The organism is Streptomyces sp. NPDC025651 (genome assembly GCF_055558735.1).
Genome location: NZ_JBVHLZ010000005.1, coordinates 96,663 through 122,306, shown reverse-complemented (window position 1 = coordinate 122,306; position 25,644 = coordinate 96,663). Strand labels below are relative to the sequence as shown.

At 71.8% G+C, this 25,644-nt stretch carries 26 protein-coding genes; 13 read left to right on the top strand and 13 right to left on the bottom strand.

Annotated elements, in window-relative coordinates:
• Positions 1 to 8: 8 nt before the first annotated feature.
• Positions 9 to 1,040 (bottom strand): alpha/beta fold hydrolase, encoded by a 1,032-nt coding sequence (locus ACZ4D5_RS19955; protein WP_467773695.1) that lies wholly within the window; start codon positions 1,038 to 1,040, stop codon positions 9 to 11.
• 202 nt (positions 1,041 to 1,242) lie between these two features.
• On the opposite strand from ACZ4D5_RS19955, the gene ACZ4D5_RS19950 reads away from it, so the two are divergent.
• From ACZ4D5_RS19950 to ACZ4D5_RS19935, 4 genes are all read left to right on the top strand, one after another.
• On the top strand, positions 1,243 to 1,461 hold the full coding sequence (locus tag ACZ4D5_RS19950; RefSeq protein WP_467773694.1) for a hypothetical protein: 219 nt from the start codon (positions 1,243 to 1,245) through the stop codon (positions 1,459 to 1,461).
• A gap of 187 nt (positions 1,462 to 1,648) precedes the next feature.
• Positions 1,649 to 2,290 carry a TetR/AcrR family transcriptional regulator gene (locus ACZ4D5_RS19945; RefSeq protein ID WP_467773693.1) on the top strand — a complete coding sequence of 214 codons (642 nt, stop codon included), beginning with the start codon at positions 1,649 to 1,651 and terminating at the stop codon, positions 2,288 to 2,290.
• Between the two features lie 139 nt (positions 2,291 to 2,429).
• Positions 2,430 to 2,657, top strand: a complete 228-nt coding sequence (locus ACZ4D5_RS19940; RefSeq protein WP_362328451.1) for a DUF3107 domain-containing protein — start codon at positions 2,430 to 2,432, stop codon at positions 2,655 to 2,657.
• Positions 2,658 to 2,830: 173 nt separating this feature from the next.
• A complete protein-coding gene (locus ACZ4D5_RS19935; protein ID WP_467773692.1) occupies positions 2,831 to 3,100 on the top strand; it encodes a hypothetical protein in 270 nt (89 codons plus the stop codon).
• A gap of 97 nt (positions 3,101 to 3,197) precedes the next feature.
• Here the strand turns inward: ACZ4D5_RS19935 and ACZ4D5_RS19930 are convergent, their stop codons facing one another.
• Positions 3,198 to 3,935 carry a ferritin-like fold-containing protein gene (locus ACZ4D5_RS19930; RefSeq protein ID WP_362328447.1) on the bottom strand — a complete coding sequence of 246 codons (738 nt, stop codon included), beginning with the start codon at positions 3,933 to 3,935 and terminating at the stop codon, positions 3,198 to 3,200.
• A 464-nt stretch (positions 3,936 to 4,399) separates the two neighbouring features.
• Here ACZ4D5_RS19930 and ACZ4D5_RS19925 point away from each other — a divergent pair, with 464 nt between their 5' ends.
• Positions 4,400 to 6,835, top strand: coding sequence for a DEAD/DEAH box helicase (locus ACZ4D5_RS19925; protein WP_467773691.1), 2,436 nt, complete (start codon positions 4,400 to 4,402; stop codon positions 6,833 to 6,835).
• Positions 6,836 to 7,165: 330 nt separating this feature from the next.
• Positions 7,166 to 8,062, top strand: a complete 897-nt coding sequence (locus tag ACZ4D5_RS19920; RefSeq protein WP_467773690.1) for an alpha/beta fold hydrolase — start codon at positions 7,166 to 7,168, stop codon at positions 8,060 to 8,062.
• Between the two features lie 25 nt (positions 8,063 to 8,087).
• On the opposite strand, the gene ACZ4D5_RS19915 is transcribed toward ACZ4D5_RS19920, so the two are convergent.
• The gene (locus tag ACZ4D5_RS19915; RefSeq protein WP_467773689.1) at positions 8,088 to 8,981 is read right to left on the bottom strand and encodes an NYN domain-containing protein; all 894 of its coding nucleotides are present in this window, start codon (positions 8,979 to 8,981) and stop codon (positions 8,088 to 8,090) included.
• 180 nt (positions 8,982 to 9,161) lie between these two features.
• On the opposite strand from ACZ4D5_RS19915, the gene ACZ4D5_RS19910 reads away from it, so the two are divergent.
• Positions 9,162 to 9,314 carry a hypothetical protein gene (locus ACZ4D5_RS19910; protein WP_467773688.1) on the top strand — a complete coding sequence of 51 codons (153 nt, stop codon included), beginning with the start codon at positions 9,162 to 9,164 and terminating at the stop codon, positions 9,312 to 9,314.
• A 72-nt stretch (positions 9,315 to 9,386) separates the two neighbouring features.
• Here ACZ4D5_RS19910 and ACZ4D5_RS19905 read toward each other — a convergent pair whose 3' ends face one another.
• The 3 genes from ACZ4D5_RS19905 to ACZ4D5_RS19895 form a co-directional block, all read right to left on the bottom strand.
• Positions 9,387 to 9,992, bottom strand: coding sequence for a MarC family protein (locus tag ACZ4D5_RS19905; protein WP_362328439.1), 606 nt, complete (start codon positions 9,990 to 9,992; stop codon positions 9,387 to 9,389).
• A 127-nt stretch (positions 9,993 to 10,119) separates the two neighbouring features.
• Complete coding sequence (locus tag ACZ4D5_RS19900) at positions 10,120 to 10,986, bottom strand: PHP domain-containing protein (protein WP_467773687.1); 867 nt, start codon at positions 10,984 to 10,986, stop codon at positions 10,120 to 10,122.
• 133 nt (positions 10,987 to 11,119) lie between these two features.
• On the bottom strand, positions 11,120 to 11,761 hold the full coding sequence (locus ACZ4D5_RS19895) for a DUF6758 family protein (RefSeq protein WP_467773686.1): 642 nt from the start codon (positions 11,759 to 11,761) through the stop codon (positions 11,120 to 11,122).
• A gap of 163 nt (positions 11,762 to 11,924) precedes the next feature.
• Between ACZ4D5_RS19895 and ACZ4D5_RS19890 the strand changes: the two genes are divergently transcribed.
• The gene (locus ACZ4D5_RS19890; RefSeq protein ID WP_467773685.1) at positions 11,925 to 13,178 is read left to right on the top strand and encodes an MFS transporter; all 1,254 of its coding nucleotides are present in this window, start codon (positions 11,925 to 11,927) and stop codon (positions 13,176 to 13,178) included.
• Between the two features lie 18 nt (positions 13,179 to 13,196).
• Here ACZ4D5_RS19890 and ACZ4D5_RS19885 read toward each other — a convergent pair whose 3' ends face one another.
• Positions 13,197 to 13,781, bottom strand: a complete 585-nt coding sequence (locus ACZ4D5_RS19885) for a suppressor of fused domain protein (RefSeq protein ID WP_467773684.1) — start codon at positions 13,779 to 13,781, stop codon at positions 13,197 to 13,199.
• A gap of 451 nt (positions 13,782 to 14,232) precedes the next feature.
• Between ACZ4D5_RS19885 and ACZ4D5_RS19880 the strand changes: the two genes are divergently transcribed.
• Together ACZ4D5_RS19880 and ACZ4D5_RS19875 are read left to right on the top strand one after the other, a co-directional pair.
• The gene (locus ACZ4D5_RS19880) at positions 14,233 to 15,363 is read left to right on the top strand and encodes a magnesium and cobalt transport protein CorA (RefSeq protein WP_467773683.1); all 1,131 of its coding nucleotides are present in this window, start codon (positions 14,233 to 14,235) and stop codon (positions 15,361 to 15,363) included.
• A 41-nt stretch (positions 15,364 to 15,404) separates the two neighbouring features.
• The gene (locus ACZ4D5_RS19875) at positions 15,405 to 15,920 is read left to right on the top strand and encodes a hypothetical protein (protein WP_467773682.1); all 516 of its coding nucleotides are present in this window, start codon (positions 15,405 to 15,407) and stop codon (positions 15,918 to 15,920) included.
• A 71-nt stretch (positions 15,921 to 15,991) separates the two neighbouring features.
• Here ACZ4D5_RS19875 and ACZ4D5_RS19870 read toward each other — a convergent pair whose 3' ends face one another.
• Positions 15,992 to 16,708 (bottom strand): hypothetical protein, encoded by a 717-nt coding sequence (locus ACZ4D5_RS19870; protein WP_467774036.1) that lies wholly within the window; start codon positions 16,706 to 16,708, stop codon positions 15,992 to 15,994.
• A 269-nt stretch (positions 16,709 to 16,977) separates the two neighbouring features.
• Between ACZ4D5_RS19870 and ACZ4D5_RS19865 the strand changes: the two genes are divergently transcribed.
• Genes ACZ4D5_RS19865 through ACZ4D5_RS19855 form a run of 3 tightly spaced genes read left to right on the top strand, consistent with a single transcriptional unit; the run spans position 16,978 to position 20,004 of the window.
• Complete coding sequence (locus ACZ4D5_RS19865; RefSeq protein ID WP_467773681.1) at positions 16,978 to 18,255, top strand: magnesium transporter MgtE N-terminal domain-containing protein; 1,278 nt, start codon at positions 16,978 to 16,980, stop codon at positions 18,253 to 18,255.
• Entirely contained in the window at positions 18,242 to 18,826 is a 585-nt protein-coding gene (locus ACZ4D5_RS19860; protein ID WP_467773680.1) for a DUF1003 domain-containing protein, read from the top strand. The genes ACZ4D5_RS19865 and ACZ4D5_RS19860 overlap by 14 nt, the downstream gene beginning before the upstream one ends.
• A gap of 44 nt (positions 18,827 to 18,870) precedes the next feature.
• Positions 18,871 to 20,004 carry an Mrp/NBP35 family ATP-binding protein gene (locus ACZ4D5_RS19855; RefSeq protein ID WP_467773679.1) on the top strand — a complete coding sequence of 378 codons (1,134 nt, stop codon included), beginning with the start codon at positions 18,871 to 18,873 and terminating at the stop codon, positions 20,002 to 20,004.
• A 191-nt stretch (positions 20,005 to 20,195) separates the two neighbouring features.
• On the opposite strand, the gene ACZ4D5_RS19850 is transcribed toward ACZ4D5_RS19855, so the two are convergent.
• From ACZ4D5_RS19850 to sigE, 5 genes are all read right to left on the bottom strand, one after another.
• Positions 20,196 to 20,864: a hypothetical protein gene (locus ACZ4D5_RS19850; RefSeq protein WP_362328419.1), complete on the bottom strand. Its 669-nt coding sequence runs from the start codon at positions 20,862 to 20,864 to the stop codon at positions 20,196 to 20,198.
• Positions 20,865 to 20,984: 120 nt separating this feature from the next.
• On the bottom strand, positions 20,985 to 21,446 hold the full coding sequence (locus ACZ4D5_RS19845; RefSeq protein WP_467773678.1) for a sec-independent translocase: 462 nt from the start codon (positions 21,444 to 21,446) through the stop codon (positions 20,985 to 20,987).
• A gap of 149 nt (positions 21,447 to 21,595) precedes the next feature.
• Positions 21,596 to 23,596: a S1C family serine protease gene (locus tag ACZ4D5_RS19840; protein ID WP_467773677.1), complete on the bottom strand. Its 2,001-nt coding sequence runs from the start codon at positions 23,594 to 23,596 to the stop codon at positions 21,596 to 21,598.
• A 131-nt stretch (positions 23,597 to 23,727) separates the two neighbouring features.
• Positions 23,728 to 24,729, bottom strand: a complete 1,002-nt coding sequence (locus tag ACZ4D5_RS19835; protein ID WP_467773676.1) for an anti-sigma factor family protein — start codon at positions 24,727 to 24,729, stop codon at positions 23,728 to 23,730.
• Positions 24,726 to 25,499 carry an RNA polymerase sigma factor SigE gene (gene sigE / locus ACZ4D5_RS19830; protein WP_467773675.1) on the bottom strand — a complete coding sequence of 258 codons (774 nt, stop codon included), beginning with the start codon at positions 25,497 to 25,499 and terminating at the stop codon, positions 24,726 to 24,728. Before sigE ends, ACZ4D5_RS19835 begins: the two co-directional genes overlap by 4 nt.
• Positions 25,500 to 25,644 lie beyond the last annotated feature (145 nt).

Below are 25,644 nucleotides of genomic sequence, written 5' to 3'. Positions count from 1 at the left end.
GCCCCGACTCAGCTCCCCGAACCCGCGCGCGAGGCGCTCACTTCGGAGGGGGCCGCCTCGGCGGCGCCCTCCTTGGTGGCACTCGACTCGCCCGTGTCGACGAGCAGTTCACGAAAGGCGGTGGCCACGGTCTCCGGGTACTCCATCATCGCCACGTGCCCCGCGTCCGGCAGCGTGAGGAGCCGCGACTCGCGGAACGCGGCGGCCGCCTTGCGCGCCATGCGGTACGAGACGAGCAGATCGCGCCCGCCGTAGACAAGGAGGGTCGGCGCGAGCACCCGCTCGGCCTGCCGCCACAGACCGTGCTGGCCGCCCAGCGTGTACGCGTTCACGATGCCGCGCGCCGAGCGGGCCATCGCGTCCCAGAAGTAAGGGAGCTGGAGCCTGCGCTCCATCTCCCGCACCGCGGCGCTGAATCCTTCCGGCGTCACCCGGCCCGGGTCGCCGTAACAGAGCCCCATGACGCCGCGCACCCGCTGCTCGGCCGTCCACTCCCTGGTGAGGCGTGTGAAGAGACCGGCGACGCCCGGCACCGCGAGCAGCCCGGTCGGCACCGCCGTGCGCTGCACCCGCAGCTCGGGCAGCGCGGGCGAGACCAGCGTCAACGTGCGCACGAGGTCGGGGCGGGCCGCCGCGACGCGTGTGGTGACGGCGCCGCCCAGCGAGTTCCCGAAGAGATGGACGGGCCCGCGGGCGCGGGCGTCGAGGTAGCGGATGACCGCGCGGGCGTGCCCGGTGACGGAGTAGTCGCCGTCGTCCGGCGGCGGGGAGTCCCCGAAGCCGGGCAGGTCGACGGCCTCGCAGTCGACGACGTCCGCAAGGAGCGGCATCAGCGCCGACCAGTTCTGCGAGGACCCGCCGAGCCCGTGCACGAACAGGGCGGGGGCGAGGCCGGCGCGCGTCGAGGGCCGGGACCGCACGTTCAACGTGAGTCCGGGCAGGCCGACCGAGTCGAGCCGCTCCCCCTCCGCGACCGCCACGGCACCCGGCTTGGGCGCGGCGGCGGTGGCCAGCAGGTTCGGCAGCTCGGTCGAAGACATGCGGCAATGTTACGAGACGATCACGCGGTAGTTCACGTGTTCGCCGTCACAGATCGCCCCGGGACCGCGTAGCGCCCCGTCCGGGTGTCTCCTACGCTCGAAGATGTTCGCGAAAACGCTCATGGAAAGCGATGGAAAGCGGGCCGAGAGGGCACTCGTGACCACCAGGGCCACCAGGTACCGCAAGGGAAGAGAGCCGCACATGACCGTCGACCCGACCGATCCCGACACCTTCGAGACGGAAGAGCCCGCGACCCAGACCGACGTCGAGTCCCCGGAGGCGGACGCCGCGGAGCAGCACACCGACCTCACGCCCCGCCGGGACGACTCCCTGAAGGACGCCGACCGGGACGCCGCCGACGAGGGCGACCTCGCCGAGCAGGCCCGCGTCGTCAGCATCGACGAGGACGACTACCGCTGAGAGGCGGCGAGAAAGCAGGGGCCCGGACCCGGGCCTGACCGTATTTGCCCTGCTACGCACCGCGGCGGAGCCCTTCTGCGGCGGTCCAGTCCGTGAAATTCTGCGCTCGCACCGCGCACATCACTGTTACCGAAAAGTACGATGGCGGCGCGGCGCACACCGCACATCGGACGATTTGGGAGGCGGCGTGACAGCCATCGAGCAGACAGAGGCGGCACGCCCGCGGGGCACACGCCTGCCGCGCCGTGCCCGAAGGAACCAGCTCCTCGGAGCGGCCCAGGAAGTGTTCGTCGCGCAGGGGTACCACGCGGCCGCGATGGACGACATCGCCGAGCGCGCCGGCGTCAGCAAGCCCGTGCTGTACCAGCACTTCCCGGGCAAGCTCGACCTCTACCTGGCCCTGCTCGACCAGCACTGCGAGTCCCTGCTGCAGTCGATCCGCAAGGCGCTGGCGTCCACCTCCGACAACAAGCTCCGCGTCGCCGCGACGATGGACGCCTACTTCGCGTACGTCGAGGACGAGGGCGGCGCCTTCCGCCTGGTCTTCGAGTCCGACCTGACCAACGAGCCCGCGGTCCGCGAGCGCGTGGAGCGCGTCACGCTCCAGTGCGCGGAGGCGATCTGCGAGGTCATCGCCGAGGACACCGGCCTGCCCAGGGACGAGGCGATGCTCCTCGCCGTGGGCCTCGGCGGGTACTCGCAGGTCGTCGCCCGGTACTGGCTCTCCAGCGGCAGCACGGTCCCGCGGGAGAAGGCGGTGCAGCTCCTCACGTCGCTCGCCTGGCGCGGCATCGCGGGCTTCCCGCTGCACGGCACGGAAGGGCACTGAGCCCTCGCGCTTTTGTTCCCGTCCGGTGTTCGCTACCGGCGTGCACGGCCGCGGTCTTTCCCGTCCCCTCACCGGGCTAATGTGTGCTGGGTACGGCGCGGACGGCCGCGCACAGACTGACCGTCGGAGGGACAAAGCCGTGGAGGTCAAGATCGGCGTGCAGCACGCGCCCCGCGAGATCGTGCTGGAGAGCGGCCAGAGCGCCGAGGAAGTCGAGCGCGCCGTGTCCGAGGCCCTGTCCGGCAAGGCACCGCTGCTGAGCCTGGTCGACGACCACGGCCGCAAGGTCCTGGTTCCGGCAGAGCGCCTCGCGTACGTGGAGCTGGGCGAGCCGACCGCGCGCAAGGTGGGCTTCAGCGCCCTGTAGGGCACTCTTGGTGGATCTTGATGGAACGGCCCGGCGGTCTCAACCGCCGGGCCGTTCCTGTGTGTTGTACGAGGTACGGCCGCGGTCGGCCGATCATGGAGGGTTGCGTTCCGACCGCCCGGGGTAGACCGGCTACGACCGATTTGCACCTGGCCGCGAAGGAGGGCACCACCGTGATTCTGGAAGCACTCGGCGCCACACTGCTCGGCCTCGCGGTGGCATGGGCCACCGCACACCGCCTGGGCCACCGCCTGCCCGCCCGCAGCCTGGTCCTGTCGACGGGCCCCGCGGGCGCCCTGATCGGCGCCTTCATCACCCACATGACTCTGGGCCCCGGCCACACCCCGGCCACCCTCGCAGGCGCGCTGGCGGTCTCAGTGGCCCTGCTGTCGCTCCTGATCCGCCCGACCCGAGGCAGGGTCCGCCACTCGGCAACGGCGTAGGAGCCGCCCCGCACGAGGCGCCCCGTCAGGGGCGCGGGGAACTGCGCGCTCAGCCCAGAACGACCCGCACCCGACAAGGCACCGTCACGAAGACGGTCTACGCCGCCAAGCCCAGCGCGGCCATCCGCTTCGTGTGCGCCTCGGTGATCCGCGAGAACATCCGCCCGACCTCGGCGAGGTCGAACCCGTCGGCCACGCCCCCGACCAGCATGGTCGACAGGGCGTCCCGGTCCGCGACCACCCGCTGCGACTGCGAGAGCGCCTCGCCCATCAGCCGCCTGGCCCACAGCGCGAGCCGCCCGCCCACGCGCGGGTCCGCCTCGATCGCGGCCCGCACCTTCTCCACGGCGAAGCTGGCGTGCCCCGTGTCGTCGAGGACGCCGAGCACGAGTTCGCGCGTATCGGCGTCGAGCCTGGCCGCCACCTCGCGGTAGAAGTCACTGGCGATCGAGTCGCCCACGTACGCCTTGACCAGGCCCTCCAGCCAGTCGGACGGCGCGGTCTGGCGGTGGAAGCCGTCCAGCGCGGCGACGAACGGCTCCATGGCCTCGGTCGGGTCCGCCCCGATCGCCGAGAGCCGGTCCCTGAGCTGCTCGAAGTGGTGGAACTCCGCCGACGCCATCTTCGCCAGCTCCGCCTTGTCACCGAGCGTGGGCGCCAGCTTCGCGTCCTCCGCGAGCCGCTCGAACGCCGCGAGCTCCCCGTAGGCGAGCGCCCCGAGGAGGTCCACGACCGCGGCGCGGTAGTGGGGCTCGGCGGAAGCTTTCGCCCAGTCCTGGGCGGCGACTCCGGTGGGCTCGGGGGCGGATTCAGCGGCAGTGTCAGGCGTCTCCATGAAGCGCACAATAGCCCGCCTGCCGTAAGGCGTAAGTCCCTGGTCAGTCACTGTGACGACGACCATGTGACCAATTCGCCGGACACGCATGCGAGATTCCGGGGTACAGTGGTAATGCGCCCGCCGAATATTCGACGGGCCGTACGAATGAGGATGCCCGGTCGGTGGCCCGATCGGCTCCGACCCGACAGCCCTCCAGGCGGTGCGCACAGGTGCGCACGGCATGAGGAGGGAACCTCAAGCGGTATGAGCGCTCGAGCGCCGGCAGTGGTCCCGCGCCCCCGGCCCGCCCCACAAGCGGCCGGCGGTACCGGCACGGTCACGACCCCCAGCGTTCGCCTCGCACCGCGTCTCACAGAAGAGGCACTGCCCTGACTACGACTTTCCGAGAGCTCGGGATCCTTTCCGAGACGGCCGAGGCCCTTGAGGCCGTCGGCATCATCAACCCCTTCCCCATCCAGGAGATGACGCTCCCCGTCGCCCTTTCCGGCACGGACGTCATCGGCCAGGCCAAGACCGGCACCGGCAAGACCCTCGGCTTCGGACTCCCGATCCTCGAGCGCGTCACCGTCCCCGCCGACGTCGAGGCGGGCCGCGCGCAGCCCGAGCAGCTGACCGAGGCGCCGCAGGCCCTCGTCGTCGTTCCCACGCGCGAGCTCTGCCAGCAGGTGACGAACGACCTCCTGACCGCCGGCAAGGCGCGCAACGTCCGCGTCCTCGCCATATACGGCGGCCGTGCGTACGAGCCGCAGGTCGAGGCCCTCAAGAAGGGCGTCGACGTGGTCGTCGGCACCCCGGGCCGACTGCTCGACCTCGCGGGCCAGCGCAAGCTCGACCTCAAGCACGTCAAGTGCCTGGTCCTCGACGAGGCCGACGAGATGCTCGACCTGGGCTTCCTGCCGGACGTCGAGCGGATCATCAACATGCTTCCGGCGAAGCGCCAGACGATGCTGTTCTCGGCGACCATGCCGGGCGCGGTCATCGGCCTCGCGCGCCGCTACATGTCGCAGCCGACGCACATCCGCGCCACCGCGCCGGACGACGAGGGCCAGACCGTCGCGAACACGAAGCAGTTCGTGTACCGCGCGCACAGCATGGACAAGCCCGAGATGGTCTCGCGCATCCTGCAGGCCGAGGGCCGCGGACTCGCGATGATCTTCTGCCGTACGAAGCGGACCGCCGCCGACATCGCCGAGCAGCTGGAGCGCCGGGGCTTCGCCTCGGGCGCCGTGCACGGCGACCTCGGCCAGGGCGCCCGCGAGCAGGCCCTGCGCGCGTTCCGCAACGGCAAGGTCGACGTGCTCGTCTGCACGGACGTCGCCGCGCGCGGCATCGACGTCGGCGGCGTCACGCACGTCATCAACTACCAGTCCCCCGAGGACGAGAAGACGTACCTGCACCGCATCGGCCGCACGGGCCGCGCGGGCGCGTCCGGTACGGCGATCACGCTGGTCGACTGGGACGACATCCCGCGCTGGCAGCTGATCAACAAGGCGCTGGACCTGGGCTTCAACGACCCGGTCGAGACGTACTCCAGCTCGCCGCACCTCTTCGAGGACCTGGACATCCCGGCGGGCACCAAGGGTGTCCTGCCGCGCGCCGAGCGGACCCGTGCGGGTCTGGGCGCGGAGGAGATCGAGGACCTCGGCGAGACCGGTGGCCGCGGCCGCGGTGGCCGCTCCGGCGGACGCGGGCAGGACCGCGACCGCTCGGGCCGCGCGGGTTCCGCACCCGCCGAGCGCGAGCGTGAGCGCCCCGCGCGTACGCCGCGCCGTCGCCGTCGTACGCGCGCCGGCAGCCCGCTGGACGCCGCCGCGACGAACGCCGTCACCTCGACCGAGGCCGCCGCTCCGGCTGCCCCGGAAGCCGAGGCCACCGCGGCTTCGGAGCCGCGCACCCCGCGCCGCCGCCGTCGCACCCGTGGCGGATCGGCGCCGGAGGCCCTGGCCACGGCCGAGGGCACGGTCGTCGAGACCGAGGCTCCCGCGCCGGCCACTGCTCCGGCTGCCGCTCCGGCCGCCGCTCCCGAGGCCGAGGCCCCGGCGGAGAAGCCGAAGCGCCGCACCCGCACCCGCAAGGCCGCAGAGAAGGTGGCCGAGGCCGCCGCTCCCGAGGTCACCGCGGTGGCGGAGCCCGAGGCCGAGGCCCCGGCCGCCAAGCCGCGCCGCCGCACCCGCAAGGCCGCGGAGGCCGCCGTCGCCACGGCCGAGGGCACCCCGGAGCCGACCGAGGCCCCCGAGAAGCCGAAGCGTCGTACGCGGAAGGCGGCGGAGACGGTGGCCGAGGCGGCCGTGCCCGAGGCCGACGCGGAGGCCGAGAAGCCCAAGCGTCGCACCCGCAAGACCGCTGCCGCCCCGGCGGACGCGACCGAGGTGGCGGAGCCGGAGAAGCCGAAGCGCCGTACCCGCAAGGCCGCCGAGACGGTGGCCGAGGCGGCCGTGCCGGAGGCGACGGAAGCCGAGAAGCCCAAGCGCCGTACCCGCAAGGCGGCGGAGACGGTGGCCGAGGCCGCCGTCCCCGAGGCCGACGCGGAGGCCGAGAAGCCCAAGCGCCGCACCCGCAAGACCGCGGCGAAGGCCGTCGAGACCACCGCGCCGGAGGCCGAGGAGGAGAAGCCGAAGCGCCGCACCCGCAAGGCTGCCGAGAAGGTGGCCGAGGCCGCCGTCCCCGAGGCCGACGCGGAGGCCGAGAAGCCCAAGCGCCGCACCCGCAAGACCGCGGCGAAGGCCGTCGAGACCGCCGAGGGCGGCATCCCGGCGCAGGCGACGGAGGAGCCCAAGCCCCGCCGTCGTACGCGCAAGGCCGCGACAGCCCCGGCGGACGCCCCCGAGGCCGAGACCCCGGCCCCGCGCCGCCGCACGCGCAAGAAGGCGGAGCCCGCGGAGACCCCGGAGAGCTGACCCTCCGGCCCACCCGGCCCCGTCGAAGGCCCGCCCCCACTCGGGGGCGGGCCTTCGCGCGTACAGGCCACCCGGTCCCGCCGCAAACGCCGCGCCCCCAGGCCGGAACGGCCCGAAGCCCCGCTCACACCACCGACCCACGCGAGACCGGCACAGCCGAAAGCCCTCCGCCCCTCACCGCCCCGCACAGCGGAACCGGCACACCTCACGCGCCCTCCCACCCGCCGCACGACCACCGCCCCACGGCAGACACCACCCCGCCCAGCTCAAGGCGCTCAGAAGACCCCCGCCGATCACCGCGCCGGGCAGCCGACCGGTTAGCCTCGGCTCATGAGCAGGCCGCCGACCTTCGTCCCGCCCCCGTGCGCCACCGCGCGCACCCTCCGCACCGCACGCGGCGACTTCGCCGTTCTCGACGCGGTCCCGGCCGAAGGCATCCGGCGCAGAGGAGACGTCCTCATGCTGCCCGGCTTCACCGGCAGCAAGGAGGACTTCATCGCCCTCCTGGAGCCGCTGACCCGCGCGGGCTACCGCGTCGTCTCCGTGGACGGCCGCGGCCAGTACGAGACCGCGGGCCCGGACCACGAATCGGCGTACGCCCAGGAGGAGTTGGCCCGCGACGTCCTCGCGCAGGCCGAAGCCCTGGCAGAAGCGGCAGAGGCGGCAGAAGCGCAGACCCCGCCCCGCCTGCACCTCCTCGGTCACTCCCTCGGCGGGCAGATCGCCCGTGCCGCCCTCCTGATCGACCCCCGCGCCTTCGCCACCCTCACCCTGATGTCCTCGGGGCCCGCCGCGATCGTCCCCACCCAGCAGGCCCGCGCCAAGATGCTGGCGGACGCGCTCGCCGTGCTGTCGATGGACGAGGTGTGGCAGGCGATGCAGGCCATGGAGCCGCCGCCCCCGCAGGAGGCCGAGACCGGCACGGGCGGCGACGACAGCGAGGCCCTGCGCGCCCGTTGGCTGCGGCACAGCGCGGCCCAGCTCATCGCCACCGGCAGGCAGCTGTCCACGGAGCCGGACCGCGTGGCCGAGCTCGCCGCGCTGCCGCTGCCCAAGCACGTCATCTCGGGTGAGAGCGACGACACCTGGCCCGTGCCGCAGATGGACGACATGGCGCTCCGCCTGGCGGCCCACCGCACGGTGATCCCGGGCGCCGGGCACTCCCCCAACACCGACCGGCCCAAGGAGACCGCGGCCGCCCTCATCGACTTCTGGGACCGCTCCTGACCCGGCGCCCGCCCCCGGCGGACGCTCAGTACTGCGCCTGCAAGTGGTCCCAGAACCCGTCCCGCAGCGCCCTGCGCAGATCGGACTGCCCCCGCAGCGAGTACTGCAGCAGCCGCTCCGCCTCCACGAGGAGTTCCTGGTCCACGGAGCCGGGCAGATAGGGGTGCCCCGGCAGCAGCCCCACCAGCGCCTCGCGCCCCTTCGCCGCGAGCCACTTCGCGGCGATCTGCGCGCCGACGAAGCGGACGTCCTCGCGGGAGGGGCGGTGCGTGGACGCGCCGGGCTCCAACGTCGTGACGGCGCGCCGGGTGACGTACGGCTTGAAGAACTCCAGGTCGAACGTGCGCTGGCTGTCGACCTCCCACAGCAGCGGCTCCGCCTGGTTGCGGCCCTCGGGCGCCTCGATGCCCCACAGGTGGACCCGCGCGCCGTACCCCTGCGCGGCCTCGACCGCGGAGACCAGGTCCTCGTCGCCGCCGATGAGCGCCGCGTCGCTGATGGCGCGGTGCCTGGCCAGTGACTCCAGGTCGCTGCGGATCAGCGAGTCGACGCCCTTCTGCTGGTTGTTGGCGTTGAGGTTGCCGAGCCTGACCTTGACGTCGGGCAGCTCCGCGATCGACTGCTGCTCGGTGGTGTGGATGCGCCGCCGCGCCCCGTCGTACCAGTACACGCGCAGCAGACGGCTGTCCGCGAAGATCGTGCGCGCCTTGTCGATGAGCGCCTCGATCAGCCCCTCGGCGTCGAGGTCGAAGGCGCGCCGGTCCTCGGTCCCGGCGGCGAGCCGGCCCGCGGCCGCGTAGAGATACCCGGCGTCGACGAAGATCGCGTGCGTGGACGGCGTCTTCGCCACCTCGGCGAGCATCCGCTCGAGCAGCCCGTTGGCACGCTCCAGCTGAGCACTGATGTCGGCGTCATTCATATGCGTCCCAGTCTCCCGCCGGTCACACAGCGAACACAACCGGTGTCGCTACTCAGGAGTAATTAGCTTCTCGAAAAATTTCCTTAGCGTAGGGAATGTTTGCTGGGAGCAACTCGTTGTACCCGTCAGGAACACAGCAGTTCTCCTTCAGGAGGATGACCAGACGAAGGGAGAAGCCCTATGCGCTTCGAAATCATGCGACTCGACGACGTCGACGGCGCGGCCGTGGACAGCACCGTCGTGGACGCCGCCTCCGTCAACCGGATCGTGCAGCAGGCCGCCGCGATCGGCCAGCGCATCTACATCCGCCCGGCCGAATCCTCGGCTTCGTAACGCAGACGTCGAAGGGCCCCCGTACGAGACCGTACGGGGGCCCTTCGTGCGTGCGGCCCGCGTGGGCCCCGCTCAGCCGCCCTTGATCACCTGGGTCACGCCGTTGATGATCTGCTGCACGGCGATCGCGGACAGCATCATGCCCGCGAGCCGCGTCACGAGCACCACGCCGCCGTCCTTGATGACCCGGATGATCAGCAGCGAATAGCGCATCACCAGCCACAGCACCACGTGCATCGCCACGATCGCCGACCAGACGGAGATCTGCGTGCCGACGCTGTCGGCGTCCTGGACGGCCAGGATGACCGAGACGATCGCGCCGGGCCCGGCCAGCAGCGGCATGCCGAGCGGCACGAGCGCGACGTTGACGTCCTTGGTCTGCTTCGGTTCGTCCGTCTTGCCGGTGAGCAGGTCGAGCGCGATGAGCAGCAGCAGGAGCCCGCCCGCGATCATCAGCGCGGGCACGGACACATGCAGGTAGTTGAGGATCTGATGGCCCACGAGACCGAAGACCGAGATGACGCCGAAGGCGACGCAGACGGCCTGGAAGGCCATCCGCTGCTGCACCTTGGCGGGGCGGCCCGCGGTGAGCCCGAGGAAGATCGGGGTGATCCCCGGGGGGTCCATGATCACAAATAGCGTGAGAAAGAGGGATCCGAAGACGGCGACGTCGAACACAGTGATGGCCTTGCAGAGAGTCGTACGAAGGAGCCGTGGCGGGCGGCTCCGGGCGCAGGGCACGGCTGCCACCGCCACGGACCAGTGGAGTGGTGAGGAAGGTGAAGTGCGGTACGGCCGGGGGCCGTTACGCGGCCGGGTTTCCGCCCGCCCCCGGCACGGGGAACGCCCCCGTCGCCCGGCGCGTGATCTCGCCGTAGATCTCGGGGTCGGTGGTGAACTCCCCGAGCACGCACGTCTTGCGACTGCCGTGGTAGTCGCTGGACCCGGTGGCGAGCAGGCCGAGGTCCGCCGCGAGTCCGCGCAGCCGGGCGCGGGTCTCGGGCGCGTGGTCCATGTGGTCGGCCTCGATGCCGTCGAGGCCCGCCGCGGCGAGCTCGGCTATCGCGGCCTCGGGCACGACCTGGCCGCGCTTGACGGCGGCGGGGTGCGCGAAGACGGTGACGCCGCCGGCCGCCTTGACCAGGCGGATGGCGTCGAAGGGGTCGAGCTCGTGCTTCTCGGCGTACGCACGGCCGCCGTCGGCGAGCCACTGGGGCGTGAAGGCGTCGGAGACGGTGGGCACGACGCCCAGTTCGACGAGGGCCTCGGCGATGTGCGGGCGGCCGACCGAGCCGTCGCCCGCGATGCGCGCGACCTGCTCCCAGGTCACCGGCACGCCCAGCTCCTGGAGCTTGCCGATCATCGTCTTGGCCCGCGGCACGCGGTCGTCGCGGACCAGCTCGCGCTCGCGGGCGAGCTCGGGCTCCTCGGGGTCGAAGAGGTACGCCAGCATGTGCAGGCCCACGCCGTCGAGGCGGCAGGAGAGCTCGGCACCGGTGACGAGGGTCAGCCCCGAGGGGAGCGCGGCGATCGCCTCCGCGTACCCGCGCGTGGTGTCGTGGTCGGTCAGCGCGACGACGTCGAGACCGGCAGCGGCGGCGGCAAGGACCAGCTCGGCCGGGGTGTCCGTGCCGTCGGAGGCGGTGGAGTGGGTGTGCAGATCGATGCGCACGCTGCGTACTCCAGGCTCTGACGGGGCGGCATAAGGGGACGGTCAAGGATAACGGGAATCGAACGCTCCCCCGGCCTCGCCGGACGAGGCGTCGCTCACGGAGGAGGCGAGCCCCGAAGAGGCGCGCCCCCGGTCACGGCGTCAGCAACCGCGGCGACAGCGCCCCGCACGGCAGCAGGTCCACCTCCGCCCCCGCGTCCCGCAGGTCCGTGAGCACCAGCTCGTCGTACATGAGGAGCCCCGACTGCTCCGGCCACGCGATGGCCCACAGCCACAGGCCGCGCGCCTCGCCCGCGAAGACCGCCCGGTCGTCCGGCGCCCCGGACACATGCCACATCGGAGTCGGCCGCCCGGCGGCGAGCACCTTGGCCTGCGGCGGCTTCTCCACGCTCATGCGGGGACCCGGGTCGGGCCCGTCGATGCCCGCGTACCGCGCGCCGAGGCCGACGCCCAGCTCCTCGGCGACGAGCACCAGCTCGCCGACGCCGCCGAGCGGCGCGGGCCCCGAGCAGGCCACCGCGGTCGCGCGCCCGCCGCTTCTGTCGTCGCCCGCGCAGGCCACGCCCGTGAACAGCCAGCCGACCGGCAGGGGCCACGGCATCCACACCGGAACATGCGCGCGGTGCACCACGACCTGGAGGGCCTCGACGCTGGGCGGGATCACGGGCTGCAGCGGGTGCACGGTGCCGTGCACGTCGCACTGCCAGGAGTCGGCAAAGAGACCGGGAGCCCTGACCCGGCCACCACACTTCGGGCAACTGGGTTCGCCCCTCATAGCGCCCAACGGTCCTCCCCGGTCGCCGCCCCGTCAAGGACGATCACCCGTCCGGTGGCCCTGTCACCAGGCAAAACTAGATGTAGCTTGCATCATTTAGCCTCTCTAACTTAATATGTGTATACATCAACGACCCCTGTGGAAGCAGTGAAGGAGCGGCTGTATGAACAGCAGCACAGGAGGCCCCTCCGAAGGGGACCCATTCGACGCGGGAGCGGGCAGCGTCCTGCGTCAGCCCAAGGCCGTGTGGGCCACGGCGGGCGCGTCCGTCGTCGCCTTCATGGGCATCGGACTCGTCGACCCGATCCTGCCCTCGATCGCCGAGGGCCTGGACGCGAGCGCCAGCCAGGTCTCCCTCCTCTTCACCTCGTACTTCCTGATCACCGCCGTCGCGATGCTGGTGACCGGGTTCGTCTCCAGCCGCGTCGGCGGCAAGAAGACGCTGCTTCTCGGACTCGCGCTCGTGGTCGTCTTCGCGGGACTCTCCGGGACCTCGGGATCGGTCGGTGAGCTCGTCGGGTTCCGGGCCGGCTGGGGGCTCGGCAACGCGCTCTTCGTGTCGACCGCCCTCGCCGTCATCGTCGGCGCCGCCGCCGGGGGCAGCGCGGCCGCCATCCTGCTCTACGAGTCGGCGCTCGGGCTCGGCATGGCCTGCGGGCCCCTGGTCGGCGCGCTGCTCGGCGACGCCAGCTGGCGTTACCCGTTCTTCGGCACCGCCGCGCTGATGGCGGTCGGCTTCCTGTGCATCACGGCGTTCCTCAAGGAGCAGCCGAGGCCCGCGAGGAAGACGTCCCTGCTCGACCCGATCAAGGCGCTCGGCCACGGCGGCCTCGCCTCCGCGGCGGCCTCCGCGTTCTTCTACAACTACACGTTCTTCACCGTCCTGGCCTTCACGCCGTTCGTGCTGAACATGACGCCGTACGCGTCGGGCGCGGTCTTCTTCGCCTGGGGTGTGCTGCTCGCCGTCTTCTCGGTGCTCGTCGCGCCGCGGCTGCAGGCGCGGTTCGGGTCGCTGAAGGTGCTCGGCGGCTCGCTGGTGCTGCTCGCCGTGGACGTACTGGTGCTCGGGTACGGCGACCACACCACGGCCGTCGTCTGCACGATCCTGTCCGGTGCCTTCATCGGCGTGAACAACACCGTCTACACCGAGCTCGCCCTCGGGGTCTCCGACGCGCCGCGCCCGGTGGCCAGCGCCGGCTACAACTTCGTGCGGTGGTTCGCCGCGGCCGCCGCGCCGTTCTTCGCGCCGAAGATCGAGGAGTGGAGCAACATCCACGTCCCGTTCGTGGTCGCGGCCGTCACGGCAGTGATCGGCGCGGGCGTGGTCTGGGTGCGCAGGGCCGCGCTCACCCACGAGGCAGAGGAGCTGGAGCCGAGGCACGCCACCGAGGACGGCGTCACGGTCTTCGCCAACTGAGCCGTCCGGTAAGGGACTTCAGTCCAGGGGCACGGACTTGCGCAGCGGATCGCGCAGGTCCGTGCCGCTGTTCAGCCAGCGCTCCTGCAGGGCCGCCGCGCCGTGCACACGCTTCCACGCCGCCTCGTTCGGCGTCATGGGGAGCAGGGGCAGGAAACGTACGGGATCCATGGACTCGTCCAGGTCGAGGTCCTCGACCAGGCCACCGGGCTCCGCGACCAGGACCGAGGTGAACGGCGCCCCGGGCCACAGGGGTTCGCCCACGTCGAGCGAGGCGCCCGGCGCCACGATCAGGCCCTCGACCTGCGGGGAGGCGGCGAGCACCGCGAGCGGGCGCAGCGCCTTGTCCGTGTCGGCGAGACCCCCTCGTACCGACAACACCAGTTCCGCGCGAGGGCCCTTGACCGGATCGGCGAGTGCGGCGGTCGGATCGGTCATCGGCTGGGCGGACATGCCGAGCGTGGCGTACCGCACGATGTCCCCGTCAGTGAACCGCAACACTTCGAAGCGGTCGGTGCCGAGGAAGGTCACCGCGGCGCGCGCGTCCGGTTCTCCCAGGCCAGTGCGGAGTCGGGCCTCTACCAGAGCAAGAACATCTCCCATGGCGCGAGCATAGAACCCGCATGGAACGGGTAAAGGGTGAGGTCGCTTCTTCAGTTCGGCTGATAGTCTTGGCCGCTGGTCGGGGCAGCACGCCAAGCGTCGCTTTCGAGCCCCTGACCGCGATACGTCCCCACGGGGGATGAGACGTCCCTCACGGGGGACCGGCCGGAGGAGGTGGGGCTGCAATGGATCGAAGTCGATCGTGCAGTACCACCCGCTCTTCCGGCCGCTGAGCCCGATTCCCTGGCTTCCCGCGTACGCGTACGACGGAAGAGCGCTTCATTTCCGCCTGATCTGACTGATCTGTATCAGCAGTGAAGTCGCCCCGCGACGGTGCGGTGCTCCCCGCTTTGTGGACGTGCAGAGGTCCCGCAGTCAGGACGTCCTCATTCCGGGCAGTGCCGAATCCTGTCGGCCGTCGGTGGCTTCACGCCCGCGAAGGAGCCTGCCCATGTCGATGATCCGTGACCTTCGTGCCGCCGTCCGTCCCTCGCTCCGCAAGGACGGCGCCCCCTACTCCTCATCCTCCTCCTCGTCGTACGACGCGACCCGCGACGCCGCGTCCGCCGTCGTCGACTGCGCCGTCTACCAGGACGGCCGCCGCGTCGAGTGCGCCGACGCCCTCACCCCGCACGAGGCGATGCTCGAGGTGCGCGGCAAGGGCGGCTTCGCCTGGATCGGCCTGCACGAGCCGACCGAGGCCGAATTCGCCGGTATCGCCGCCGAGTTCGGGCTGCACCCGCTCGCCGTCGAGGACGCGGTCCACGCCCACCAGCGGCCCAAGCTGGAGCGCTACGACGACACGCTCTTCACCGTCTTCAAGACCATTCACTACGTCGAGCACGCCGAACTCACCGCCACCAGCGAGGTCGTGGAGACCGGCGAGGTGATGTGCTTCACCGGGCGGGACTTCTTCATCACCGTGCGGCACGGCGGACACGGCTCGCTGCGCGCCCTGCGGCGCCGGCTCCAGGAGGACCCCGAGCTGCTCGCCAAGGGGCCCTCGGCCGTCCTGCACACCATCGCCGACCACGTCGTCGACGGCTATCTCGCGGTCGCCGACGCCATGCAGGACGACATCGACGACGTGGAGAGCGAGGTGTTCTCCGCACCGAGCAAGGGCAAGGGCTCCGCGCGCGGCGTCGACGCCGGGCGGATCTACCAGCTCAAGCGCGAGGTCCTGGAGTTCAAGCGGGCCGTCTCGCCGCTGCTGCGCCCGATGCTGCTGCTCAGCGAGCGGCCGATGCGCCTGGTCGACCCCGACATCCAGAAGTACTTCCGTGATGTGGCCGACCACCTCACGCGCGTCCAGGAACAGGTCGTCGGCTTCGACGAACTGCTCAACTCGATCCTGCAGGCCAACCTCGCGCAGGCCGCCGTCGCGCAGAACGAGGACATGCGCAAGATCACCTCGTGGGCGGCGATCATCGCCGTGCCGACCGCCGTCTGCGGGGTGTACGGCATGAACTTCGACCACATGCCCGAGCTGCACTGGCGGTTCGGCTACCCGATGGTGCTCGCCCTGATCGGCGGCGTCTGCTTCGCGATCCACCGGACCCTGAAGCGCAACGGCTGGCTCTGAGCGCCCCTCGCAGGGCCCGCGTCACTCGATAGGCTGCCGCCATGACTGCTGACCCGCTGCTCGGCCGCGCCCTCGTCGAGGAGGCCACCAAGAAGTCCGGCCTCATCTGGGTGCGGGGCGAGGACTCCCCCGCACGGGCGCTGTGGCACGTCTGGCACGAGGGCGCCGCCTGCCTCGTCGGCGACGGTCCCGGCGAGCAGCCGCTGCCGGGGCTCGTGGACGGAGGGCTCGCCGAGGTCACCGTGCGGAGCAAGGACAAGGGCGGGCGGGTGGTCGGCTGGACGGCGACCGTGAGCGAGCTCGCGCCGCGGTCAGAGGCGTGGGAGGCGGCTGTCGCGGAGCTCAAGGGGAAGCGGTTGAACGCGCCCGATGCCGAGCGGGTCACCTCGCGGTGGGCCGAGCAGTGTCGGGTCGTGCGGCTCGCTCCGCGGGAGGCGGTGACCGATCTTCCTGATGGGTCTTTGGCTGCCGCGCCGTTGCCGTCCGGTGCGACGACGCGTCAGCCGGTCCCTGCGGGGCTGCCTCGGTTGTTGTTCAAGGGCAAGAAGCGCCGTTGAGGTCCGGGCCGTCTTTCGGCTGCGGGTGATTCCTGGTTGCTCGCGCAGTTCCCCGCGCCCCTTCGGGGCACTTATGACGTCGGCAGCTGCTTGCCGTAGTCGACCATCTCGTCCTTGGCCGGCTCCTGGAGCGGGAAGTCCTTGTTCCAGTCCGTGAGTTTGAGCGTGCCCGCGTCGCCGCCGCGTTCCAGGCGCAGGGGGTAGGGCTTGCCGTCCAGGGAGACGTCCAGAGTGCCGCCCGCGCCGTCGTCGCCGGTGATCTTGATGGTGCGTACGGCGCCCGTCTTGCCGCGGTCTCCCTTGGCCAGCTCGCCGTGGAGGGTGAGCATGCCGTCCAGGAGTACGTCCTTGTCCGTGAAGCCGCTCAGCTGCTCGTAGGACGGGTCGCCCTGCGGGACCTTGACGTACTTGCCGTCCAGCTTGGCCGCGGCGGTCTCGTCCGCCTTCTTGGACTTGCCGTCGGCCTTGCCGTTGTCGTGCGTCCAGAACTCCGAGTCGGCCTTCAGATAGAGGTCCTCGCCGATGCGCAGGAGCCGGAAGGTCTGCCCCTTGGACGTGACCGAGCCGGTGCCGCCCTCGCCCTTGAGGCGCATGTCGAGGCTGTACGTGTGGTCCTTGCTCACCACCGTGCCGGAGAGCCGTACCGCCGAGGCCCCCTCGGCCGCCCTGCCCGCCTTGCTCTGGATCCTGGGCGCGGAGAGCTTGCCGACCCCGTTCGTGCCCGCGTCGGGATCCTCGCTGCTGCACCCCGTCAGACTCGTGGCCCCCGCGACCAGACCCGCGCACATCGCGCTCACGAACGCTGCCCTGCGGGCGCGGCTGGCCAGGGGAAGAGCGGTCACAGGTGGCGCTGCCTCTCGTGCGGACGACCTCTACGGCTTCGGCAGTACGGCAGCGTACCTGTGCCGACCGATGCGGACGGAGTCAGTCCGTCCGGACCCTCCGCCGGGGCGTATCCGACCGGGACGGGCTAGCCTGAAGCCCGTATTGCCGGATGAAACGTCATGAAACGAAACGGCGGGAATCGCCGAAGGTCTCGGGAGAAGGAGGCGCACGCATGGCGGCAGGCGCCCCCAGGGTCTTCGTCTCGCACCTCTCCGGCACCGCCGTCTTCGACCCGAACGGCGACCAGGTGGGCCGGGTGCGCGACCTGGTGGCGATGCTCAGGGTCGGCAAGCGCCCGCCCCGCCTCCTCGGCCTCGTCGTGGAGCTCGCGACCCGGCGGCGGATCTTCCTGCCGATGACGCGCGTCACCGGCATCGAGTCCGGCCAGGTCATCACCACCGGCGTGCTGAACGTGCGGCGCTTCGAGCAGCGGCCCACCGAGCGGCTCGTGCTCGGCGAGCTGCTCGACCGGCGGGTGCGGCTCGTCGAGACGGGCGAGGAGGTGACCGTCCTCGACGTGTCGGTCCAGCAGCTTCCCGCCCGCCGCGACTGGGAGATCGACCGGGTCTTCGTACGCAAGGGGAAAGGCGGAACGTTCCGCCGCAAGGGCGAGACGCTCACCGTCGACTGGTCGGCGGTCGACGGCTTCTCCCTGGAGGAGCACGGGCAGGGCGCCGAGAACCTCCTCGCCACCTTCGAGCAGCTGCGCCCCGCCGACCTCGCCAACGTCCTGCACCACCTGTCGCCGAAGCGCCGGGCCGAGGTCGCGGCCGCGCTCGACGACGACCGGCTCGCGGACGTCCTCGAGGAGCTCCCCGAGGACGACCAGATCGAGATCCTCGGCAAGCTCAAGGAGGAGCGCGCGGCCGACGTCCTGGAGGCCATGGACCCCGACGACGCCGCCGACCTCCTCGCCGAACTGCCCGAGGAGGACAAGGAGCGCCTGCTCACCCTGATGCAGCCGGACGACGCGGCCGACGTGCGGCGTCTGATGGCGTACGAGGAGCGCACGGCCGGCGGCATGATGACGACCGAGCCGATCGTGCTGCGGCCCGACGCCACCGTCGCCGACGCCCTCGCGCGGGTGCGCATGGAGGACCTCTCCCCCGCGCTCGCCGCGCAGGTGTACGTGTGCCGCCCGCCGGACGAGACGCCGACCGGCAAGTACCTGGGCACCGTGCACTTCCAGCGGCTGCTCCGCGATCCCCCGTACACGCTGGTCGGCTCGATCCTCGACGACGACCTGCAGCCGCTCGCGCCGGGCGCCACGCTGCCCGCCGTCGCCGGGTTCTTCGCGACGTACGACATGGTGGCGGCGCCCGTCGTCGACGAGGGCGGCTCGCTGCTCGGGGCGGTCACCGTGGACGACGTGCTCGACCACATGCTGCCCGACGACTGGCGCGAGACAGAGTTCCACCTGGAAGAGGGAGCAGGCCATGGCGGCGGCTGACCGTGAGCGCGAGAACCGCGCCGAGCCCAGGGCCCCCCGATTCCGCCTCGACCAGCCGCGCGTCCCGCGCACCAAGCTCCTGCCGGACTACGACCCGGAGGCCTTCGGGCGGCTCTCCGAGCGCATCGCGCGGTTCCTGGGCACGGGCAGGTTCATCGTCTGGATGACCGTCGTCATCATCCTGTGGGTGGTGTGGAACATCGCGGCGCCCGACCATCTGCGCTTCGACGAGTACCCGTTCATCTTCCTCACGCTGATGCTGTCGCTCCAGGCGTCGTACGCCGCTCCGCTGATCCTCCTCGCGCAGAACCGCCAGGACGACCGCGACCGGGTCAACCTCGAACAGGACCGCAAGCAGAACGAGCGGTCCATCGCGGACACCGAGTACCTCACGCGCGAGATCGCCTCGCTGCGCATGGGCCTCGGCGAGGTGGCGACCCGCGACTGGATCCGCTCCGAGCTCCAGGACCTGGTCAAGGAACTGGAGGAGCAGCGGATCGGGCACCACTCCGAGAACCGCGTGGTATTCCCGTCCGAGGGCTCGCGCGGAAGTGATGTAGGCGACCGCTGACGGCCCTTTCCTGGGCAGGGTTACCGCGCCGTACTATCGGTCGTATGGCTACGGAAGACGCGGTGCTTGAAGCACTGGCGACGGTGAACGACCCCGAGATCCAGCGACCCATCACCGAGTTGGGGATGGTCAAATCGGTGGACATCTCCGCTGATGGGGCGGTAGCGGTCACCGTGTACTTGACGGTCTCCGGGTGCCCGATGCGCGACACCATCACGAAGAACGTGACCGACGCGGTCGCCGCCCTCGACGGCGTCACGCGCGTCGACGTCACCCTGGACGTGATGAGCGACGACCAGCGCAAGGAACTGGCCGCCGCCCTGCGCGGCGGCACCGCCGAGCGCGAGGTCCCCTTCGCCAAGCCGGGCTCCCTGACCCGTGTCTACGCCGTCGCGTCCGGCAAGGGCGGCGTCGGCAAGTCCTCGGTGACGGTGAACCTCGCCGCCGCGATGGCGGCGGACGGCCTGAAGGTCGGCGTCGTCGACGCGGACATCTACGGCCACTCCGTGCCGCGCATGCTGGGCGCCGAGGGCAAGCCGACCCAGGTCGAGAACATGATCATGCCGCCGTCCGCGAACGGCGTGAAGGTCATCTCCATCGGCATGTTCACGCCCGGCAACGCGCCGGTGGTGTGGCGCGGCCCGATGCTGCACCGCGCGCTCCAGCAGTTCCTCGCGGACGTCTTCTGGGGCGACCTGGACGTCCTGCTCCTCGACCTGCCGCCGGGCACGGGCGACATCGCGATCTCGGTCGCGCAGCTCGTCCCGAACGCGGAGATCCTGGTCGTGACGACGCCTCAGCAGGCCGCGGCCGAGGTCGCCGAGCGTGCGGGCTCCATCGCCGTACAGACGCACCAGAAGATCGTGGGCGTCGTCGAGAACATGTCCGGGCTTCCCTGCCCGCACTGCGGCGAGATGGTCGACGTGTTCGGCACGGGCGGCGGCCAGAAGGTCGCCGAGGGCCTCACGAAGACGACGGGTGCGACGGTGCCGGTGCTCGGCTCCATCCCGATCGACGTCCGCCTGCGCGAGGGCGGCGACGAGGGCAAGCCGGTCGTCCTGACCGACCCGGACTCCCCGGCGGGCGCGGCCCTGCGCACGATCGCGGGCAAGCTGGGCGGCCGCCAGCGGGGCCTGTCGGGCATGTCGCTGGGGATCACCCCGCGCAACAAGTTCTGACCCGTTCTCCTGATCGCCCGCTGAGGAGCGCCCCGCAAGGGGCGCGGGGCCGTATCAATCTGCGGCTCCGCCGCGTGGGCGCGACCTCACGAGAGGAACGCCCCGCAAGGGGCGCGGGGAACTGCGCGACAAGCCACAACGGACCCGCACAGATCCACGCGCCCCCAGAGGAACCCCAGCTCCGCGGAGCGCTACGCGTACGCCCCGATGTCCTTGATCACCGAGAAGCCGAGACCGTACGCGCTCATGCCGCGCCCGTAGGCGCCGAGGTGCACGCCCTCCTTCGTGGAACCGGCGAGCACCCAGCCGAACTCGGACTCGCGGTAGTGGAACGGCGTCGGCACGCCGTCCACCGGCAGCGACAGGGTCGACCAGTCCGCGCCCTCCAGGTCGTCCGCGAGGACCCAGGCCGTCTCCGTCTGCTGGTCCAGCCAGTCGTCGCGCAGGGTGTGGTCCATCTGGCCGGGCCAGGTGAAGGAAAGCAGGCCGACGCCGGCGAGCCAGGCCGCCGAGGAGACCGAGGTGGCCTCCAGGACGCCCGTGCCGTCCGCGCTGCGCCGCACCGGGTTGGCCGCGACGGTCACCACGACCGCGAACCGCTCCTTGTCGCTGTTGCCGAGGGTGCCCTCGGCGCGGACGGACGGCTCGTCGCCGTGTCCGATCGAACCGTGCTCCACGGCACCGTCCGCCGCCGCGCCGACCTGCATCAGCCAGCGCTGTCCCGTGAAGGCCTCGTCGAGGCCGTACCAGGGGAAGGGCGCCAGCAGGTAGCCGTCGACCGTGCGCCGGGCGGAGGGCACCGCTTGTGCGGTGCCGTCCGCGGCCGACGCCTGCGCGCCCACCCGACTTGTCGTCTCCATGTACCCGGCCGCCTCCTCGCTCTCGTCGGTCCGGAGCGGCCCGCCCCCCTCGGGCGTCCTCACGCCGGACAACAAGGCAGGATAGCCACACCTGTTGGCGGCGACGGATCAGGCGATGCCTCAGGTGGCGTCCGCGTCGAACGGCGGACGGTCGCCGGCGTCGAGCTTCTTGGGCTCCGCGGACTGCTTCCGCATGTCGACGCGGGCCCCTCCGGAGGAGGCCGCGGCGGCCCCGGAACCGGAGTCGGAGGAGTCGCTGTCGCGGCCGTGCACGGCGTCCGCGACCTCGTTCATCTCCTTCTTCAGGTCGAAGCCGTTGCGGATTTCCTTGAGCCCCAGCTCGTCGTTGTCGAGCTGCTTTCGGATGAACTTCTTCGGGTTCAGGTCCTCGAACTCGAAGTCCTTGAACTCCGGGCCCAGCTCCTCCCGTATGTCCGCCTTCGCGCTGTCGGAGAACTCGCGGATCTTGCGGATCGTGCGGGAGACGTCCTGGATGACCTTCGGCAGCTTGTCGGGGCCGAAAATGAGCACGGCGAGGACGACCAGCGTCACTATCTCCAGTGCGCCAATGTCATTGAACACCTTGAGCTCCTTGCGATGTCCCCTTGCGATGTCCTCAGCCCGCAACAGGTCGTCGTCCGAGGTCTGGACCGTGACCACGGTACCCGGCGCTCATGTCTGTCCGGTAGCCGCTGCACGACAACCCGGAACAGACCTGGCCAGTCCTTTACTCAGCTCCCGTCGGCCGAGCCGAGCACCAGGGTCACCTCGCGGTCGCCGCCGTCACGCTCGACCGTCAGCTCCAGGCGGTCCTTCGGGCGGTGCGCGCGGACCTTGACGATCAGTTCGTCGCTGGAGTGCACGGGGCGGCCGTCCACCTCGGTGATGACGTCGCCCGGCTTGAGGCCCGCCTTGTCGCCGGGGCCGTTCTTGTTGACCGCGGGGCCGCCGTCCCTGCCCTTGTCCGCGATGCGTGCGCCGTCGCCGGTGAACTCCGTGTCGAGGGTGACGCCGATCACGGGGTGCGTCGCCTTGCCGAAGTTGATCAGCTCCTCGGCGACGCGCTTGCCCTGGTTGATGGGGATGGCGAAGCCGAGGCCGATGGAGCCCGCCTGGCCGCCGCCCTCCTCGGAGCCGTCGTCCGCGGAGCGTATGGCGCTGTTGATGCCGATCACCCGCGCCTTGGAGTCGACCAGCGGGCCGCCCGAGTTGCCGGGGTTGATCGGTGCGTCGGTCTGGAGGGCGTCCACGTACGAGATGTCGCTGCCGTCGCCCTTCTCGCCGCCCGCGGTGATGGGCCGCTCCTTGGCGCTGATGATCCCCGAGGTCACGGTGTTCGCGAGGTCGAAGGGGGCGCCGATGGCGACGACGGGGTCACCGACCTGCACGTTCTCGGAGTTGCCCAGGCGCAGGGGCTTCAGGCCGCGTACGCCGGAGACCTTGACGACCGCGAGGTCGTACCCCGAGTCGCGGCCGATGACCTCGGCCTTGGCGGTCTCGCCGCCGCTGAAGGTCACCGATATCTCGCCGCCGGTGCCCGCGGGCTCCACGACGTGGTTGTTGGTGAGGATGTGGCCCTTGCCGTCGAGGACGAAGCCGGTGCCCGTGCCCTGCGCGGAGTCGCCGCTGACGTGCAGCGTCACGACGCCGGGCAGGGCGGCCGCGGCGATGCCCGCCACGCTGCCCTTGGGGCGGTCGCTGGACTCGGCGCCCGCCTGCGGGAGTTCGATGTCGCCGGTGCCGTTGCGCTCCAGGTACGAGCCGAGGGCGCCGCCGAGGAGTCCGGACACCAGGGCGATCACGGCGACGCCGATCAGGATGATCCGCTTCCCCCGCCTGCGCCGCTTCTCCTCGGTCTCCGGAGGCAGGGAGCCGGTCTGCTGGAGGGGCGCGTTCCACGGGTCGTACGGCTGGCGGGGGGCCGCCTGCGGGGGCAGCGGCTGGGCGAGCGTCTGGGGCTGGGGCTGCGGCGGGGGCGCCTGGTGGTGGGACGCGCCGTTGTACGGGGGCGGCGTGGGGCCGGGGGCTCCGTGGAGCGTGCCGTGCGGGGGCGTGGCGCCGTGGTGCGGCTGCGGGGCCGGGGCGGGGGTGCCGTGGGCGGGCGTGCCGCTGTGGGCGGGGCCGGGGAGCGTGGTGCCGTGCGCCGGGGTCGCCGCGGGGTGCTGCACCGGGGGCGCGGGCGCCCAGGGGCCCGGCTCGCCGTAGGGCGGGGTGCCGTACGGATCCGGGTCGTGCAGGGGACGGGGACGATCCGCGGACGCGGCTCCTCCCGACCCGCTGCTCCCGGCACCTTGCGTCGCCCCCTGTACGGGGACGCCTCCGGCGGGGGTGCCGTGCGGGGCGCCGGCGGGCGGTGCTGCGGCCGACGCTCCAGCGGCGGGTGCTGCGGTGGTCGGCGCTGCGGAGTCGCCCGACGCTGCGGTGGCCGGTGCGGAGTCACCCGGCGTGCCGTACGAGGCGGGGGCAGCGGGGGCCGATGCTCCAGCGGTCGGCGCTCCGGTGGCTGGCGCCCCAGCGGCCGGTGCCCCAGCGGCCGGTGCCCCAGCGGCCGGTGCGGAGTCGCCCGGCGTGCCGTACGAGGCGGGGGCGGGAGCCGCGGGTGTCGCCTCGGTCTGGCCCGGCGCGGGTGCCGGCTCGGAGGGTGCGGCGGGCTGCTGATCGGTGGCGGCGCCCGGCGTCTCGTGCCGGGGGCGGCTCCACCACTTCGCCTTCGCGGGCTTCCCCTCGTCCATGTTCTCCCCACAACTGGCCCGCGGCGGACGCCGATTGGATGCTCAACCCCGCGCTCGCCGAAGTCCCCGGCGGGCGCGGCCCACCGAGGATTCAACCAGGTTCCCCCGCCGAAGCGCAGGGCAGCGTCGCCTCAGTGAATCTGCGACGAGCCCTGCAGCGGGCCCGCGCCCGGCGGTGCCGAGGCCGTGCCCACCGGATTCCTGCCGCCCGCCACCGCGGGGGGCTGCACCGGAGGCGCTTCGATGCCGGGTGGAGCGGCGGCGCGGTGGCCGGGCGACACCGGACGTATCAGCGGGGACATCACGGCGGCGCCCGCCAGCAGCGGTGCCGTCAGCTCGGAGACCGCATCGCGTGAGCGCGGCTGCGTGGGGGCGCCCGGCAGCAGCGGTCCCGTCACCTCGGTCGGCGCGACGGGCGCCGAGAGGACGCCGGGACGCTGACCCTGCACCGACAGCGGATTGCCGCCGCCGCGACGCCGCGCGGAGTCGGAGGTCGCGGCGGTGCCCGAGCCCTGGGTGCGCTGCGGCGTCACATTGCTGCCGGAGCCGCCCGCGCGGGAGTCGCTCGTGTCGACGGGGACGCCGGCCGTGACGCCGCCGAGCGCTATGGCGGCCAGCGACACCGCGCCCGCCGCCGCGAACGCGAAGCGGCGCCCTCGCCAGGAGGGACGCTCCGGCTCGGACTTGCCGACGTCATGGATGCGGAAGCCCCGCTGCTCGCTGGGGAGCACCGCGGCATGGGCGCCGGAGGGGACGTACCCCACGAAGGACTCGGTGCTCACGCCGAAGAGGCCGGTCCGCGGCAGTCCGGCGGAACCGGTTGCTCCGGTGGCGAACCCCTCTCCGTCCCCAGGCCCTCCGGGCGGCTCGATGCCGCCCCCTGGAAGACCTTGGAGGCGGGCGAGGAAGCTCTCGGACGGCGGCGGCGGGGCCGCCTGCGCGAAGACGCTCTTCAGGCGACGCTGGGCGTCCGCCTCGGTCTTGCACATCGGACACGTCGCCAGATGTGCGAGGACGCGCTCGCGCGCGTCATGTCCCAGCTCGCCGTCCACCAGGGCTGCGAGCCGGTCCCCCAGATGCTGCTCGGCCTCGGCCAGTTGCCGATCGGCAGGATTCGACCGTGATCCACTCACGCGGTCGCGCCCCCTCCTCCCAGCGCCACGGCTCCGGTGACCGCGAGCGAACGACGCTCCGCGCGGGCCTCGGGAGACCGGTGCTGGAGAGCCTTGCGCAGCTGCGAGCGGCCCCGGTGGATACGGCTGCGGACCGTACCGAGCTTGACGCCGAGGGTCGCGGCGATCTCCTCGTACGAAAGGCCCTCGATGTCGCAGAGGACCACGGCGGCCCGGAATTCGGGCGCGAGGGTGTCGAGCGCCTGCTGGACGTCCGCGTCGAAGTGCGTGTCGTTGAACACCTGCTGCGGCGACGGCTCACGGCTCGGCAGCCGCTCGGCGGCGTCGTCCCCGAGGGCGTCGAAGCGGATGCGCTGCTTGCGGCGCACCATGTCCAGGAAGAGGTTCGTGGTGATGCGGTGCAGCCAGCCCTCGAAGGTGCCGGGGGTGTACGTCGAAAGGGACCGGAAGACACGGACGAAGACCTCTTGGGTGAGGTCCTCGGCGTCGTGCTGATTGCCGGTCAGGCGGTACGCCAGGCGGTACACGCGGCCGCTGTGCGTGCTGACGATCTCCTCCCAGGTGGGCGGAGTCCACACCTGCGATTCCGCGTCAGCGGCAAAGGTCGCGGTCTGAGCGGAGTCGTTGGCACGGATGCGGTCAGCGGTGTCGGTCACGGATTTCGGCTCACCCGCCAACCTGAGAAAACGCCGGAGCGCTCCTCCCCGATCCGCGGACGCAGCCGCACCTCCCCTGTCGGCTCTGGTGGTGTCCAGTGGAGCCCCTACCATAACCACCTCGCCCGTTAGCTCCGGATAAGCGTTTTTACGTGAATTTGGTACGGGCTTCCGCGCAGGTGTCCTGTCCCTTCGACGCGCCCGCTTCCGGTCTTGATCCATCCGTTACCCCCGTTGCGCTCCCACCCCCTCATAACGC